At 69.4% G+C, this 15,553-nt stretch carries 16 protein-coding genes; 10 read left to right on the forward strand and 6 right to left on the reverse strand.

The features are described from left to right. From ACFVW6_RS07315 to ACFVW6_RS07330, 4 genes are read left to right on the forward strand one after another with little or no spacing between them, the layout of a single operon-like run. Complete coding sequence (locus ACFVW6_RS07315) at window positions 1-1,026, forward strand: thiolase domain-containing protein (protein WP_357346265.1); 1,026 nt, start codon at window positions 1-3, stop codon at window positions 1,024-1,026. Beyond that, entirely contained in the window at window positions 1,023-2,192 is a 1,170-nt protein-coding gene (locus ACFVW6_RS07320) for a thiolase domain-containing protein (protein WP_355270839.1), read from the forward strand. The genes ACFVW6_RS07315 and ACFVW6_RS07320 overlap by 4 nt, the downstream gene beginning before the upstream one ends. Next, window positions 2,189-3,079 (forward strand): TIGR03619 family F420-dependent LLM class oxidoreductase, encoded by an 891-nt coding sequence (locus ACFVW6_RS07325; protein ID WP_378825238.1) that lies wholly within the window; start codon window positions 2,189-2,191, stop codon window positions 3,077-3,079. The genes ACFVW6_RS07320 and ACFVW6_RS07325 overlap by 4 nt, the downstream gene beginning before the upstream one ends. Continuing rightward, window positions 3,076-3,498: a nuclear transport factor 2 family protein gene (locus tag ACFVW6_RS07330; RefSeq protein WP_378825236.1), complete on the forward strand. Its 423-nt coding sequence runs from the start codon at window positions 3,076-3,078 to the stop codon at window positions 3,496-3,498. Before ACFVW6_RS07325 ends, ACFVW6_RS07330 begins: the two co-directional genes overlap by 4 nt. 60 nt (window positions 3,499-3,558) lie before the next feature. Here the strand turns inward: ACFVW6_RS07330 and ACFVW6_RS07335 are convergent, their stop codons facing one another. Next, a complete protein-coding gene (locus ACFVW6_RS07335; protein ID WP_355270834.1) occupies window positions 3,559-4,857 on the reverse strand; it encodes a cytochrome P450 in 1,299 nt (432 codons plus the stop codon). Window positions 4,858-4,989: 132 nt separating this feature from the next. Between ACFVW6_RS07335 and ACFVW6_RS07340 the strand changes: the two genes are divergently transcribed. Continuing rightward, the gene (locus ACFVW6_RS07340) at window positions 4,990-6,153 is read left to right on the forward strand and encodes a steroid 3-ketoacyl-CoA thiolase (protein ID WP_355270832.1); all 1,164 of its coding nucleotides are present in this window, start codon (window positions 4,990-4,992) and stop codon (window positions 6,151-6,153) included. 365 nt (window positions 6,154-6,518) lie between these two features. After that, on the forward strand, window positions 6,519-6,935 hold the full coding sequence (locus ACFVW6_RS07345) for a helix-turn-helix domain-containing protein (RefSeq protein ID WP_019044759.1): 417 nt from the start codon (window positions 6,519-6,521) through the stop codon (window positions 6,933-6,935). 130 nt (window positions 6,936-7,065) lie between these two features. Here the strand turns inward: ACFVW6_RS07345 and ACFVW6_RS07350 are convergent, their stop codons facing one another. The 5 genes from ACFVW6_RS07350 to ACFVW6_RS07370 form a co-directional block, all read right to left on the reverse strand. After that, a complete protein-coding gene (locus ACFVW6_RS07350; protein ID WP_378825231.1) occupies window positions 7,066-8,100 on the reverse strand; it encodes a hypothetical protein in 1,035 nt (344 codons plus the stop codon). Further along, a complete protein-coding gene (locus ACFVW6_RS07355) occupies window positions 8,097-8,612 on the reverse strand; it encodes an ImmA/IrrE family metallo-endopeptidase (RefSeq protein ID WP_019044757.1) in 516 nt (171 codons plus the stop codon). The genes ACFVW6_RS07350 and ACFVW6_RS07355 overlap by 4 nt, the downstream gene beginning before the upstream one ends. An 11-nt stretch (window positions 8,613-8,623) precedes the next feature. After that, complete coding sequence (locus ACFVW6_RS07360) at window positions 8,624-9,889, reverse strand: hypothetical protein (protein WP_378825229.1); 1,266 nt, start codon at window positions 9,887-9,889, stop codon at window positions 8,624-8,626. Between the two features lie 201 nt (window positions 9,890-10,090). Next, on the reverse strand, window positions 10,091-11,005 hold the full coding sequence (locus ACFVW6_RS07365) for an SDR family oxidoreductase (RefSeq protein WP_378825227.1): 915 nt from the start codon (window positions 11,003-11,005) through the stop codon (window positions 10,091-10,093). A gap of 28 nt (window positions 11,006-11,033) precedes the next feature. Continuing rightward, window positions 11,034-11,810: an SDR family oxidoreductase gene (locus ACFVW6_RS07370; RefSeq protein WP_355270825.1), complete on the reverse strand. Its 777-nt coding sequence runs from the start codon at window positions 11,808-11,810 to the stop codon at window positions 11,034-11,036. Window positions 11,811-11,879: 69 nt separating this feature from the next. Here ACFVW6_RS07370 and ACFVW6_RS07375 point away from each other — a divergent pair, with 69 nt between their 5' ends. The 4 genes from ACFVW6_RS07375 (at window position 11,880) to ACFVW6_RS07390 (ending at window position 15,431) form a co-directional block, all read left to right on the forward strand. Continuing rightward, window positions 11,880-12,644 (forward strand): enoyl-CoA hydratase family protein, encoded by a 765-nt coding sequence (locus ACFVW6_RS07375; protein WP_355270823.1) that lies wholly within the window; start codon window positions 11,880-11,882, stop codon window positions 12,642-12,644. Window positions 12,645-12,649: 5 nt separating this feature from the next. Further along, the gene (locus ACFVW6_RS07380; protein WP_357346260.1) at window positions 12,650-13,531 is read left to right on the forward strand and encodes a CoA-transferase; all 882 of its coding nucleotides are present in this window, start codon (window positions 12,650-12,652) and stop codon (window positions 13,529-13,531) included. After that, entirely contained in the window at window positions 13,528-14,274 is a 747-nt protein-coding gene (locus ACFVW6_RS07385; RefSeq protein WP_378825222.1) for a CoA-transferase subunit beta, read from the forward strand. The genes ACFVW6_RS07380 and ACFVW6_RS07385 overlap by 4 nt, the downstream gene beginning before the upstream one ends. A 71-nt stretch (window positions 14,275-14,345) precedes the next feature. Beyond that, window positions 14,346-15,431, forward strand: coding sequence for an NAD(P)H-dependent flavin oxidoreductase (locus tag ACFVW6_RS07390; RefSeq protein ID WP_378825220.1), 1,086 nt, complete (start codon window positions 14,346-14,348; stop codon window positions 15,429-15,431). The last annotated feature ends 122 nt before the right edge of the window (window positions 15,432-15,553 follow it).

Below are 15,553 nucleotides of genomic sequence, written 5' to 3' on the forward strand. Positions count from 1 at the left end.
TTGAGTACACCAGAAATCGCGGTGGTGGGATTCGCCCACGCACCGCACGTGCCGGAGACCTTCGGCACCACCAACGGCGTCGAGATGCTCGTGCCGTGCTTCCAGCAGCTCTACGCCGATCTCGGCATCACCAAGTCCGATATCGACTTCTGGTGCTCCGGGTCGTCGGACTTCCTGGCCGGCCGCGCCTTCTCGTTCATCTCCGCGGTCGACGCGATCGGCGCCGTGCCGCCGATCAACGAGTCGCACGTCGAGATGGACGCGGCCTGGGCGCTGTACGAGGCGTGGGTGAAGCTGCTGTCCGGCCAGGCCGAGACCGCGCTCGTCTACGGCTTCGGCAAGTCCTCGGCCGCGGCGTCCATCCAGCAGGTGCTGACCATGCAGCTCGATCCGTACCTGGTCGGGCCGCTGTGGCCGGACGCCGTGTCGATCGCGGGTCTGCAGGCCAGGGCCGGGCTGGACGCGGGCCGCTGGACCGAGCAGGAGATGGCCGCCGTCGCAGGCGGTGACATCGACGCGCTGCTGGCCGCGCCGTATGTCGCCGATCCGCTGCGCGCCCACGACATCGCGCCGGTGACCGACGGTGCCGCCGCGATCGTGCTCGCGGTCGGCGATCGGGCCCGGGAGCTGTGCGAGCGCCCGGCGTGGATCACCGGAATCGCGCACAACATCGATGCCCAGGCGCTCGGCGGACGCGACCTCACCCGCGCGCCGTCGGCGACCGCGGCGGCCGCGGCGGCCACCCGGGGCGACACCACCGGCTTCGACCTGGCCGAGCTGCACGCGCCGTTCAGTCATCAGCAGCTGATCCTGGCCGAGGCCATCGGCCTGCCCGCCGGGACCACGATCAACCCGTCCGGCGGCGCACTCGCCGCCAACCCGATGTTCGCGGCCGGTCTGGAGCGGATCGGCAATGCCGCCACCGCGATCATCTCCGGCGGCGCGAACCGGACCCTCGCTCATGCGACCAGCGGCCCCGCGCTGCAGCAGAACCTGGTCGCCGTTCTGGAATCGGAGGCACGATGAGCTTCCCCGCGGCGGTGCTCGGCACCGGCCAAACTCATCACGTGACGAAGCGTGCGGACGTGTCCATGGCGGGCATGTGCCGTGAGGCGATCGATCGCGCGCTCGACGACGCGGGCCTGACCATCGACGACATCGACGCCGTCGTCGTCGGCAAGGCGCCCGACTACTTCGAGGGCGTCATGATGCCGGAGCTGTATCTCGCCGAGGCCCTCGGTGCCGTCGGCAAGCCGCTGCTGCGCGTGCACACCGCCGGTTCGGTCGGCGGCTCCACCGGTGTCGTGGCCGCCAACCTGGTGCAGGCGGGCGTGCACGGCAAGGTGCTCGCGATCGCGTGGGAGAAGCAGTCGGAGTCGAATGCCATGTGGGCGTTGTCGATTCCGGTGCCGTTCACCATGCCGGTCGGCGCGGGCGCGGGCGGCTACTTCGCCCCGCACGTGCGCTCCTACATCCGCCGCTCCAACGCCCCGGCGCACATCGGCGCGATGGTCGCGGTGAAGGACCGGCGCAACGGCGCCAAGAACCCGCTCGCCCATCTGCACCAGCCCGACATCACCATGGAATCGGTGCTGGCCTCGCAGATGCTGTGGGACCCGATCCGGTTCGACGAGACCTGCCCGTCCTCCGACGGCGCCTGCGCCCTGGTGATCGGCAACGCCGAGGCCGCCGCGGTGGTGGAGGCCCAAGGCAAGAAGGTCGCCTGGGTGCACGGCACCGCGATGCGCACCGAGCCGACCACCTTCGCGGGCCGCGACCAGGTGAATCCGCAGGCGGGCCGGGACGCGGCCGCCGCGCTGTGGAAGTCGGCCGGGATCACCGACCCGCTCGAGGAGATCGACGTCGCCGAGATCTACGTGCCGTTCTCCTGGTTCGAGCCGATGTGGCTGGAGAACCTGGGCTTCGCGGCCGAGGGCGACGGCTGGAAGCTCACCGACAAGGGCGAGACCGAGATCGGCGGCCGGATTCCGGTGAACCCGTCGGGCGGCGTGCTCTCCTCCAACCCGATCGGCGCCTCCGGCCTGATCCGCTTCGCCGAAGCGGCCAAGCAGGTCATGGGCCGCGCGGGCGACTACCAGGTCGAGAACGCCCGCAAGGCGATGGGCCACGCGTACGGCGGTGGCTCCCAGTACTTCTCGATGTGGGTCGTGGGAAGCGAGCGACCGGAATGAAGTTCACCCTCGGTGTCGCACTGAGCCCGCTCGACCAGCTCACCGAGCTGGCCAAGACGGCCGAAGAATGCGGATTCGCCTCGATCGGCCTGCCCGACTCGCTGTTCTACATGAAGTCCCAGGCGGCCGACTACCCGTACACCCCGGACGGCAGCCGGTTCTGGGGTCCGGAGACGCCGTGGGTCGACCCGTTGATCGCCGCGGCCTCGATGGCCGCGGTGACCACGACGCTGCGGTTCTACACCAACGTCCTCAAGCTCGGCTCGCGCAATCCGCTGCTGCTGGCCCGTCAGGTCGGCTCGATCGCCAACATGTCGGGCAACCGCTTCGGCTTCGGCATCGGGATCGGCTGGGCCCCGGAGGAATTCGAGTGGTGCGGGGTTCCCTACGCCCGCCGCGGCGCCCGGGTCGACGAGATGATCGAGATCATCCGGCTGGTGCTCGACGGCGGCATGGTCGAGTACCACGGCGAGTTCTTCGACTTCGACGAGTTGCAGATCAGCCCGGCGCCGAGCGAGCGGGTGCCGTTCTACGTCGGCGGGCACACCGGCCCGGCGCTGCGCCGGGCCGCCAAGATCGGTGACGGCTGGACCTCGGCGATGATGAAGTTCGACGACCTGGTCACCACCATCGCCAGCCTGCGCGAGCTGCGCGCGGAGTACGACCGGTCCGACGTGCCGTTCGAGATCCAGGCCGTGTGCATCGACAAGTTCGGCCGCGACGGCTACCAGGACCTGGCCGACGCCGGCGTCACCGACACCATCGTGGTGCCGTGGCTGTCCGACGGCATCGGCTTCGACGGCGAGCTGGCGGCCAAGCAGGACTCGCTGCGCAAGTTCGCCGCGAAGTACATCGCCGACCCCATCATCGGGAAGGACGAGGCATGAGCGAGACAGTGGTCGATCGTTCGGCACGCGCGGCGGGCCTGGCCTCCCAGGCCGCGGTGCGGGCCAGGGACCGGGCGGCCTGGGTCGCCCTGTTCGCGACCGACGGGATCGTCGAAGACCCGGTCGGCCCTTCGGGTTTCGACCCCGAGGGCGTCGGCCATCGCGGCCACGAGGCGATCGGCGCGTTCTGGGACAAGGCCATCGCGCTGACCGAGTCGATCGAGTTCCTCTTCGAGGACTCCTTCGCCTGCGGCAGCGAGATCGCCTTCACCGGCCGGATCCGCACCACCATGGCGGGTCACGTGATCGATGCCGAGGGCGTGTTCACCTACAAGGTCGACGCCGAGGGCAAGATCGCCGCCCTGCGCGCGTTCTGGGAGGTGGACCGCGCCATGGCCACCACCCGCAAGGTTTCCTGAACCGCACCGACGAGAACAGCCCCGGACCTTTCGGTCCGGGGCTGTTTCGTTTCCGGGATATCAGTGCGCTACCGGGCACCCGGAGGTCTTGTAGTCGACCGGCAGTTCCTTGATGCCGTTGAGCCAGCCCGAGCGCAGGCGCTTGGGGTCGGCGACCTTGGTGATGTCGGGCAGGTGGTCGGCGATCGCGTTGAAGATCAGGTCGACCTCGAGCCGGGCCAGGTTCGCGCCGACGCAGAAGTGCGCGCCGGTGCCGCCGAAGGCCAGGTGCTGGTTGTCGGCCCGCATGATGTCGAACTTCTCCGGGTTCTCGAAGACGTCCTCGTCGAAGTTGGCCGAGCGGTACAGCATCACCAGACGCTGCCCCTTCTTGATCTGCACGCCGCCGAGCTCGGTGTCCTCGAGCGCGGTGCGCTGGAAGGAGGTGACCGGGGTCGCCCAGCGGATGATCTCGTCCACCGCGGTGGACGGGCGCTCCTTCTTGAAGAGCTCCCACTGGTCGGGGTTCTCCATGAAGGCGACCATGCCGTGGCTGATGGCGTTGCGCGTGGTCTCGTTACCGGCGACCGCGAGCAGGATGACGAAGAAGCCGAACTCCTCCGGGGTGAGCGCCTCGCCGTCGACGTCGGCCTCGATCAGCGTGGTGACCAGGTCGTCGGTCGGGTTGGCCTTGCGCGCCTCGGCCATCTGGTACGAGTAGCCCAGCAGTTCCATCGACGCGGCGACCGGATCGATGTCGACATTGTCGGGATCGTCGTAGCCGGTCATGTCGTTGGACCACTCGAAGACCTTCATCCGGTCTTCCTGCGGCACGCCGATCAGCTCGGCGATCGCCTGCAGCGGCAACTCACAGGCGACCTGGGTGACGAAGTCGCCCGAGCCCGCCTCGGCGGCGGCCTTGACGATCTTCTCGGCCCGGTCCGACAGCTCGGCGCGCAGGCCGTTGACCGCGCGCGGGGTGAAGCCCTTGGCGATCAGCTTGCGGAGCTTGGTGTGCTCCGGCGCGTCCTTGTTGAGGATGACGAATCGCTGCAGCTCGATCTGCTCGCGCTGGATGTCGTCGTTGAAGCGCGGGATCGCGGTGTTCTCGTAGGTGGAGAACACATCGCTGCGTCGCGACACTTCCTTCACGTCGGCGTGCTTGCTCACCACCCAGAAGCCGTCGTCATGGAAACCGCCGACGTCGGGCGACTGCGCATTCCACCAGATGGGGGCGGCCCGCCGCAGCTCGGCGAACTCCTCCACCGGGACACGCTCGGCGTAGATATCGGGGTCGGTGACGTCGAACCCGTCCGGCAGGTTCGGCCGGGTACCCGTCGCGTGACCGGGGCCGGCGTGTTCGGTGCGCGGATCTACCACCAGATGTCTCCTTCGACAAACTGAAACACGTTCTACAATCATTCAAGCACAGGGGTTGCCGTGACGGAAGAACCACGCGGTTTTACCCTGGGCACAGGAACAGAACTTGTTGCAGTTACGAGGGAGAATCAGATGGGCACACCCGTCATCGTCGAGGCCGTGCGTACTCCGATCGGTAAGCGCCGCGGACAGCTTTCGGGACTGCACGCGGCCGAACTGCTCGGCCTGGCACAGCGCGGGCTGCTCGACCGGGCCGGCATCGATCCGGCCGAGGTCGAGCAGGTGATCGGCGGCTGCGTCACCCAGGCGGGCGAGCAGTCCAACAACGTCACCCGGGTGGCGTGGCTGCACGCGGGCCTGCCCTGGCAGACCGGCGCCACCACCATCGACGCCCAGTGCGGCTCGGCCCAGCAGGCCAACCACCTCATCGCCGGCCTCATCGCGACCGGCGCGATCGACGTCGGCATGGCGTGTGGCGTCGAGGCCATGAGCCGGGTGCCGCTGGGCGCGAACGTCGGCACCGAGGCGGGCCCGCGTCGGCCCGCGTCGTGGTCGATCGACCTGCCCGACCAGTTCGGCGCCGCCGAGCGAATCGCCCGCAGGCGCGGCATCACCCGCGCCGATATCGACGGATTCGGTTTGCGCTCACAGCAATTGGCCGCGCAGGCGTGGGCCGAGGGCCGCTTCGACCGCGAGGTGCTCCCGGTCTCGGCGCCGGTGCTCGACAGCGAGGGCAACGCCACCGGCGAGAAGTTCGAGATGACCAGGGACCAGGGCCTGCGGGCCACCACGCTCGAGGGCCTGGCCGCGCTCAAGCCGGTCGTCGCCGACGGCATCCACACCGCGGGCACCTCGTCGCAGATCTCCGACGGCTCCGCCGCCGTGCTGCTGATGGACGAAACCGTCGCGCGCGACAAGGGTTTGCGCCCGCGGGCCCGCATCCGCACCCAGGTGCTCGTCGGCGCGGAGCCGGAGTTCCACCTCGACGGCCCGGTGCAGGCGTGCACCCGGCTACTCGAGCGCTCCGGAATGAAGATTTCGGATATCGACCTTTTCGAGATCAATGAAGCATTCGCCTCCGTCGCACTTTCGTGGGCTTCTGTACATCAGCCGGACATGGACCGGGTAAATGTCAACGGCGGTGCGATCGCAATCGGGCATCCGGTCGGCTCCACCGGCTCCCGGCTCATCACGACGGCTTTGCACGAGCTGGAGCGAACGGGCAAGGGCACGGCCATGGTGCTCATGTGCGCAGGCGGCGCACTCGCCACCGGAACGATCATCGAACGCCTGTAGACTGACGATCACCGAAACCGGGCGCCCAGGTTGAACATTCATCCCAGGGCGCCCGGAACGTGTCGTACGCCACACAATCCAGGGGGCGAGGGGGAACATGAGACATCAGCTAACTTTGGGCTACCATCGACCTAAGGTTGAAGAACCCCGCGACGGGCACGAACCCGGGCACCCTCCGGCTCCACAAGAGTCGTTGGCGTGACCCGCAAACGCGACCGTCGCGGCCCCTGCACGCAGGTGAGCGTCGGAAACCGTAGAGAAATCCTGAATCAGGCGTAGGTTTTCAGTTACTGAGCCGCTAATATCAATGATACGTATCCGAGATAACGACTGTTAGTACAGTGAAGGGAATTGGGCGGCTCACAATGGCTGATTTCGCGGCGCGGCTGAACAAGCTGTTCGAAACCGTGCATCCCCCGGGGCGCAAGCCGCACACCAACGCAGAGGTTGCGGCTGCGCTGACTGCCTCCGGGCATCCGATCTCGAAGCCGTATCTCTCGCAGCTGCGGTCGGGACAACGAACGAACCCGTCCGACGAGACGGTGGCCGCCCTGGCGAAGTTCTTCAAGGTCAAGCCTGACTACTTCTTCAACGACATCTACGCGGCCAAGATCGATCACGACCTGGAGCTGCTCGCGCAGCTGCAGGGCTACGGGCTGCGTCGACTGTCCAGCAGGGCATTCGACCTCTCGGAAGAATCACAGAATTTGCTCACCTCCATGGCGGAGAAGTTGCGGGCGAGCGAAGGTTTGCCCGAAATTCCGCCGGACGGAACGGAATAGGAACCACAGAGCGGTCGGCCTGACGCACCTGATGGTGTCCTGGGACCGGCCGTGACAGACGGATACGTGCACAGTGAACGGGCCTGAGACGGTGTGATCCACCAGCTCAGGCCCGTTCTCTGTACTCGTTTCAGCTCGAAGCGGCGGCGCTCTTCGGCGCGGAGCCGGCAGCGGCGACCACCGAGTCGTACTCGGACGCGATCGCCAGCACCCAGCCGCGCGGACTCACCCCGGGCGGGGGCGCGATCCAGCGCGCGTCGACGAACAAGTCCCCCAACGGATCTCGCACCCACTCGGCGACGACCGCGGCCCGCTCCGGTACCGACGCGGGCGGCTCGCCCGCCGCCGGGATGACGATGCCGCTGCCGGAGAGCAGGTACAGCGCGTCCATCACCTGGGCCACGTGGTCGGACGCCTTGAGCTGTGTCGACGTGGCGTTCTGCTCGGGCGCGACCACATCGGGGAAGCGGCCGACCATCAGCTTGTGCAACGGCCGGATCCGGCGCAGCAGAATCCGGGCCCGCCACCACAACTCGACCACGATCGACACCGCGCCGAACGCGATCAGCAGGCTCGCGATCTCCCAGGCCTGCCAGCCCCAGGTCGGCTCGCCGGGCGGGGACGGCTCGGCGTGCTGGAAGGCGCGGCCGGCGTTGGCGACCGCGAGCACGGCGACCAAAGCCGTTCCCGCCGTGTAGATCGCGATGCCGCGACCCAGGGTGGTCCAATCCAGATTGCGCAGACCGGTGGTCACGATGAACACCGCGCCGAGCGCGACCACGATCCAGCCGAAGGTGAACGACCACCCCAGCGTGATCGCGATGGCGAGCGCGCCGATGCCGTAGACCACCATCGCGATCTGGCGCAGATTGCGCCGCGAGACCACCGGCCACGCGGCCGAGGCGACCACCGAGGTGGCGGTGGTGAACAGAATCCACGCCGAAGCCACGATGCCGGTGGACAACCACCCGCTACGCACCCCGCCGGGCAACAGATTGTCGACGGCCACCGCGATATCGGGAATCGCGACGGTCGACGCGAGCGCGACAGCGGCGACCGCGACGACGATGGCGACGCGGGCGGTCGTCGCGGGCTTCACCAGCACGCGACCCACTCGCGCACCCGCGGCAACCCAGACCAGCAGGGCTGTCAACCAGAGTGTCATCCGAGTGCCTCATCGAATCGAAGGACCGAGACGCCTGCGCCCCGGTTGTTGAAGACGCGCAGCCGGGTCATGAGCATGGCCGCGAAGGTCTCGGCCTCCCACTCGGCGAGATCGTCGGCGCCGTCGTCGACGATCTGCGCGTGGGCGCGCTGACTGAGCATGTAGGCGATCAGGTCGTCGCTGACCTCGAGCGTCGTCTCCACCGCGGGGGCACCTTCGTGGTCGAAGACGATGTGGCCGAGTTCGTGCGCGAGGGTGTGATCCCGGCTCGGCAGGGCGTCGGCCAGGACGATGATGTCGCGTTCCGGGTAGAACCGGCGCTGGCCGCACACGCCCGGGCCCAATTGCGCGCTGGTGATCTCGATTTCGCGCTGCCGCTCCAGCGAGATCGCCGCGACCACCTCATCGAGGGTGGTCGCGTCGGAGTCGGCGGCGACCGCGCACACCGCGTCGACGGCGGCGGCCACGCGGCGATAAGACCGGGAGGTGCTCTGGGTCTTGCTCTTGCTCATCGAAGATCCCCTCACGACCTCGGTCCGAAGAATTCGGCACGCGCCGCGTTCACCCGTGCTTGGGCGGCCGCGGCACCTTGGAAACTCACTGCGCCCGAACCGGTTCCGGCCAGGGTCAACGCGATCAGGCCGCCGATCACCGACAGCAGCTTCGGTTCGGGCAGACCGCTGTTGTCGCTGGTCGGCTTGAACTCGGGGTTCGGCTTGGCCGCGGGCGCCGGCGCGGCGGCCGCGGGCGGCGCGGCGGGCGCTTCGACGGCGGGCGGAGCCGCCGCCGGAACCGGTGCCGCCACAGCGATATTCGGGGCGGAGACCGACGGCGCGCCGGGCGCGGGTGGAATCGCGATCGAGGGCAGGGCAGGCGCGGCCGGGACGGAAGGGACCTGGAGCAGCAGCAACAACAGCAGCGGGGAGGCGGAACCGACCGCGGCGGAACCGACGGCAGCCGAACCGACCGCGGCCGAACCGACGCCCGCGGAGCCGACGGCGGCCGAGCCGATACCGGCCGAGCCCACCGCCGCCGAACCGGTACCGAGCAGGGCGGAGCCGAGGCCGAGGGTGGCGGACCCGGTGCCCGCCGCGGCCGAGCCGACGGCGGCCGAACCGGTGCCGAGCACCGCGGCCGCACCGGCCGAACCCGTACCGAGCACCGCGGCCGCACCGGCCGAACCGGTCGCGAGGACCGCGCCCGCGCCCGCCGAACCGGTACCGAGGACCGCGGCGACGCCCGCCGAACCGGTGCCGAGAATCGCGCCGACACCCGCCGAACCGGAACCGAGCAGCAGGCCGAGACCGGCCGAGCCCGTGCCCGCGGCCGCCGAACCCGCCGCCGAACCGGCGGCCGCGGAACCCGCGGCAGAACCGGAACCGGCGACTTCCTTCTTGGGGATGTCCTGGGCGACCTGGCCGGGGATGGTCAGCGGCTGCCACTCACCCTCGCCGGCGACCGGCGCACCCGCGGGGTGCTGCGGATCGGCCGGGCCATTCGCGTTGGTGCCGTCGGCCTCGCCGGGGGTGCCGCTCTGACCGTTGTCGTTGCCCTGCGTGCCGGCACCGGAACCGCTGGGGAGGCGCAGTTCGGTGGGCTTGCCGGTGTTCTGACCACCGTTGCTGGGACCGTTGTCGTCCTGGCCGCTGCTGCCGCTCCCGGGCGCCTGCGCGGCGGGGGTCGGCGGTTTCTCCGGTGCGGCGACGGCGACTACCGCCGGCCCCAGTAGAGCGGAACCGGCCAGCACGCTCGCAGCGGCAAGTACGCGCAAGATGCGACCAACGGCCATGCGCTTGTCATCCCCTTAGTTTTTCAGCGCAGCATTACCCCCGGTCGCGACACATTCCGGGATCGACGAACAGTAGCCCATAGTAAACCCACCCCTGATTCCACGCAGAAGAGAGCAAGAGTCGTCCAGCCCCCTGAACGTGTGTGACATGCCATAAGCGCAGGCCGGGGAGGTTTCCCCGGCCTGCGCTCATAGAGTTTGCTATGCGCCGTACACCGGCTCCGGCGGAGTGCTCTTCTCGATCAGTTCGGCCACCACCGGACCCAGCTCGGCGGGGTTCCAGCGGGCACCGCGGTCGACCGGGGCGCCGTGGCGCCAGCCCTGCGCGAGCGCCACCTTTCCGCCCTCGACCTCGAACATCCGGCCGGTCACGCCCGCCGACTCGGTGCTGCCGAGCCACACGACGAGCGGGGAGATGTTCTCCGGCGCCATGGCGTCGAAGCCCGCGTCGGGGGCGGCCATGGTGTCGGCGAAGACCGTCTCGGTCATCCGGGTGCGGGCGGCGGGCGCGATGGCGTTCACGGTCACGCCGTAGCGGCCGAACTCGGCCGAGGCGGTGAGGGTGAGACCGGCGATGCCCGCCTTGGCCGCGCCGTAGTTGCCCTGGCCGACGCTGCCCTGCAGACCGGCGCCGGAGCTGGTGTTGATGACGCGGGCGTCGACCGGACGACCGGCCTTGGCCTCGCCGCGCCAGTACTCGGCCGCGTGCCGCATGGTGGCGAAGTGGCCCTTGAGGTGCACGCGGACCACCGCGTCCCACTCGTCCTCGCCCAGGTTGACCAGCATCCGGTCGCGCACGAAGCCGGCGTTGTTGACCAGCACGTCCAGGCCACCGAAGGTGTCGATGGCCTGCCGGATCATGTTGCGGGCGCCGTCCCAGTCGGCGACGTCGTCGTAGTTGGCGACGGCCTCGCCACCGGCGGCGACGATCTCGTCGACCACCTGCTGGGCCGGGGTCTCGGTGGTCGCGGCGCCGTCGAGCGCGGTGCCGACATCGTTGACCACCACCTTCGCGCCCGCCGCGGCGAAGGCCAGCGCGTGCGCGCGGCCGATCCCGCGGCCTGCGCCGGTGACGATGACGGTGCGGCCCGCGCAGATCAACTGCTGGTCGTCCATGTGAAAGCTCCTGTGTCTATCGGTGGGTCTAGTGGTTGGCGTTGGCGGCGTCCAGGAAGGCCGGGCGTTCGCCGCCGCCGTGGACGAGCAGGGTGGCGCCGCTGACGTGCGCGGCCAGCGGGGAGGCCAGGAACAGCGCGGCGTTGCCCACGTCGGCGGGGTTGGCGAGGCGACCGAGCGGCACCGTCCGCGCCACGGCCGCCACGCCGTCGGCGTCGCCGTAGTGCAGGTGGCTGAGCTCGGTCTCCACCGGGCCGACGACCACCGAGTTGAGCCGCACCTTGGGCGCCCATTCGACGGCCAGCGAGGTGGCCAGGTTGTCCAGGCCCGCCTTGGCGGCGCCGTAGGCGGCGGTGCCCGGCGACGGCCGGTGCCCGCTGACGCTGGTGATCATCACGATCGAGCCGCCCGCGTCCTGCTTCTGCATGACCGCGTTGGCCTGCTGCGAGATGAGCAGCGGCGCGAGCAGATTCAGCTCCACGATCTTGGCGTGGAACTTGGGGCTCGCGGCGTCGGCCATCGCGAACGGGGCACCGCCCGCGTTGTTCACCACATGGTCGATCCGGCCGTGCCTGGCGACGATCTCGGCGAACATCGCGGCGACGGCGTCGGGGTCACGCACATCGCAGGTGAGGTGTTCGGTGCCGCGATCCCCCACCGTGATCGGTTCGTCGGCGGGCCTGCGCGCGCAGGTCAGCACGGTCGCGCCCGCGGCGAGGAAGGCCCGGCTGATACCGGCGCCGACACCGCGGACTCCGCCTGTCACCAGAACGATCTGCTCGGAAAGGTCGATTTCTACAGCCACCGTGCTAACCTACCAAGCAATTGCTTGCTTTGTCTCGGGTTCGCCGAGGCGCGCACGATGGGACTTGCGATGGGGATAAACCGTCACACCGAAACCGAGGGCGTCGAAGTCGTCACTGTCGACTACCCGCCGGTCAACGCACTACCGTCCGACGGTTGGTTCGCCCTGGCCGACGCCGTCCGGGCGGCCGGGCGTAATCCGGAGACCCGGGTGGTCGTGCTGCGGGCCGAGGGCCGCGGCTTCAACGCCGGCGTCGACATCAAGGAGATGAACGCCGACACCGGCCACACCGCGCTGATCCGCGCGAACCACGGCTGCTTCGACGCCTTCGCGGCCGTCTACGACTGCGAGGTCCCCGTGGTGACCGCCGTCAACGGCTTCTGCCTCGGCGGCGGCATCGGCCTGGTCGGCAACTCGGATGTGATCATCGCCTCCGACGACGCCACCTTCGGCCTGCCCGAGGTGGACCGTGGCGCGCTCGGCGCGGCCACCCACCTGGCCCGGCTGGTCCCCCAGCACCTGATGCGGACCATGTTCTACACCGCGGGCAAGCTCACCGCCCAGCAGCTGCACCACTACGGCTCGGTGTACCAGGTGGTGCCGCGCGCCGAACTCGACGCCGCGGCCATGGAAGTCGCCAAGAACATCGCGAACAAGGACGGCCGCGTGATCCGGGCCGCCAAGCGCGCGCTCAACGGCATCGACGTGCAGGACGTGCACCGCTCCTACCGCTACGAGCAGGGCTTCACCATGGAGCTCAACCTCGCCGGCGTCGCCGATGAGATCCGGGCGCGTTTCGACGACGATCTCGCCGCGCAGAAGAAGGAGAAGTAGACGCCATGCGCGACAAGAGAATGACGCTCGACGAGGTCGTCGGCGAGCTGCGCAGCGGCATGACCATCGGCATCGGCGGCTGGGGTTCCCGGCGCAAGCCGATGGCGCTGGTCCGCGCGCTGCTGCGCTCGGACGTCACCGATCTGACCGTGGTCACCTACGGCGGCCCCGACCTGGGCCTGCTGTGCTCGGCGGGCAAGGTGCGCAAGGCGTACTACGGCTTCGTCTCGCTGGATTCGGCGCCCTTCTACGATCCGTGGTTCGCCAAGGCGCGCACCGAGGGCGCGATCACCGTGCGCGAGATGGACGAGGGCATGGTCAAGTGCGGTCTGCAGGCCGCGGCCGCCCGGCTGCCGTTCCTGCCGATCCGGGCCGGTCTGGGCTCCTCGGTCATCGACTTCTGGGACGGCGAGCTGGCGACGGTCCAGTCGCCGTACCCGGCCGCCGACGGCCGGACCGAGACGCTCGTCGCCATGCCGGCGCTGAACCTCGACGCCGCCTTCGTGCACCTGGATCTGGCCGACAAGCACGGCAACGCCGCCTACACCGGCGTCGACCCGTATTTCGACGACCTCTACTGCCTGGCCGCCGAACGGCGCTACGTCTCGGTGGATCGCATCGTCGAGACCGAGGAACTGGTGAAAGCCGTTCCGCAGCAGTCGATCATCCTCAACCGCATGCTGGTCGACGGCGTCGTCGAATCGCCCGGCGGCGCGCACTTCACCTTCTCCGGCAGCTACGGCCGCGACGAGAAGTTCCAGAAGCACTATGTGGCCGCCGCGGCGACTCCCGAGTCGTGGGCCGAGTTCAAGGCTCGCTACCTGGATGTCTCCGAGGACGAGTACCAGGCCGCTGTCACCGCCTTTGCCGAGGAGCAGAAGCTATGAGCATTACCCGTGCTGAGATCTGCGTCGTCGCCGCCGCGGAGATCTTCCGCGGAGCGGGCGAGATCATGGCGAGCCCGATGTCGACGGTCACCACCATCGGTGCCCGGCTGGCCCGGCTCACCTTCGAGCCCGACCTGCTGCTGTCCGACGGCGAGGCGCTGTTCTTCGCCGAGGTTCCGGCGATCGGCGCGAAAGCCCCGGTCGAGGGCTGGATTCCGTTCTCCAAGGTGTTCGACGTGGTCGCCTCCGGCCGTCGGCACGTGGTGATGGGTGCCAACCAGATCGACCGGTTCGGCAACCAGAACCTGTCGGCCTTCGGTCCGCTGCAGCAGCCGACCCGGCAGATGTTCGGTGTGCGCGGCGCGCCGGGCAACACCATCAACCACGCCACCAGCTACTTCGTGCCCCGGCACAACAAGCGGGTGTTCGTCGATCAGGTCGACATCATCTCCGGCATCGGTTACGACCGCATCGATCCCGAGAACCCGGCCTACCGCTTCCACCACCTGCACCGCGTGGTGACCAACCTGGGCGTGTTCGACTTCAACGGTCCCGACCACACCCTGCGCGCGCTGTCGCTGCACCCGGGCGTGAGCGCCGACGAGGTCGCCGAGAACACCTCCTTCGAGGTCGCCGAGCTGGGAACCGCGGGCGAGACCAGGCTGCCCTCCGAGGAAGAGCTGCGGATCATCCGTACGGTGCTCGACCCCAAGGGTTTCCGGGAGAAGGAAGTGGCGGCGTGAGCGGTCAGCGGCCGGAGGCGGCAGCGGAGCGTGACCACGGAGGCCGCCCGAGCACGCCGAGAGGAGACAGCGTGAGCGCGCGGCTGCGGACTCCGCTGACGGAGCTGGTCGGCATCGAGCATCCGGTCGTGCAGACCGGCATGGGCTGGGTCGCCGGTCCGCGCCTGGTCGCGGCCACCGCCAACGCGGGCGGCCTCGGCATCCTGGCCTCGGCCACGATGACCTTCGAGGAGCTCGAGGCGGCGATCGCCAAGACCAAGTCGCTCACCGGCAAGCCGTTCGGCGTGAACATCCGCGCCGACGCGACCGACGCCACCGAGCGCATCGACCTGCTCATCCGCGAGCAGGTCAAGGTCGCCTCCTTCGCGCTCGCGCCGAAGAAGGACCTCATCGCCAAGCTGAAAGACGCCGGTGTGGTGGTGGTTCCGTCGATCGGCGCCGCCAAGCACGCGGTGAAGGTGGCCTCCTGGGGCGCCGACGCGGTGATCGTGCAGGGCGGCGAGGGCGGTGGGCACACCGGCCCGGTCGCCACCACACTGCTGCTGCCGTCGGTGCTCGACGCCGTCGACATCCCGGTGGTCGCGGCGGGCGGCTTCTTCGACGGTCGTGGCCTGGCCGCCGCGCTGTCCTACGGCGCGGCCGGTGTCGCGATGGGCACCCGCTTCCTGCTCACCCAGGAGAGCACCGTCCCCGAGGCCGTGAAGCAGGAGTACCTGGCGCGCGGCCTGCAGGACACGGTGGTCTCGGTGAAGGTCGACGGCATGCCGCACCGGATGCTGAACACCGAACTGGTCGACAAGCTGGAGCACTCCGGTGGCTGGCGCGGACTGTCCGCGGCGGTCGGCAACGCGGCCAAGTTCAAGTCCATGACCGGCATGAAGTGGTCGACGATCATGCGCGACGGTCTCGCCATGCGCAAGACCAAGGACCTCAGCTGGTCCCAGGTCGTGATGGCGGCGAACTCGGCGATGCTGACCAAGGCCGGGCTCGTCGAGGGCCGCACCGACGCGGGCGTGCTGCCCGCGGGCCAGGTCACCGGCATCATCGACAGCCTGCCGACCGTGGCCGAGCTGATCGACGGAATCGTCGCCGACGCCGTCGCCCGGATCGCGGCCGTCTCGGCGCTGACCACCGAGCCGGCCGCCGAGGCCCACTGACCCGGAGCCGTACCCCGGCTCCCACCACAAGCTCGCCCCGATCGACGGCCCAGAGCCAACCGTCGGTCACCATGGGGCGATCGAACACCGGACCCGGTGCCGCACTCACAAGGTGCGCCCGG

The organism is Nocardia sp. NPDC058244 (genome assembly GCF_042882065.1).
In the GTDB taxonomy this organism is placed as follows: domain Bacteria; phylum Actinomycetota; class Actinomycetes; order Mycobacteriales; family Mycobacteriaceae; genus Nocardia.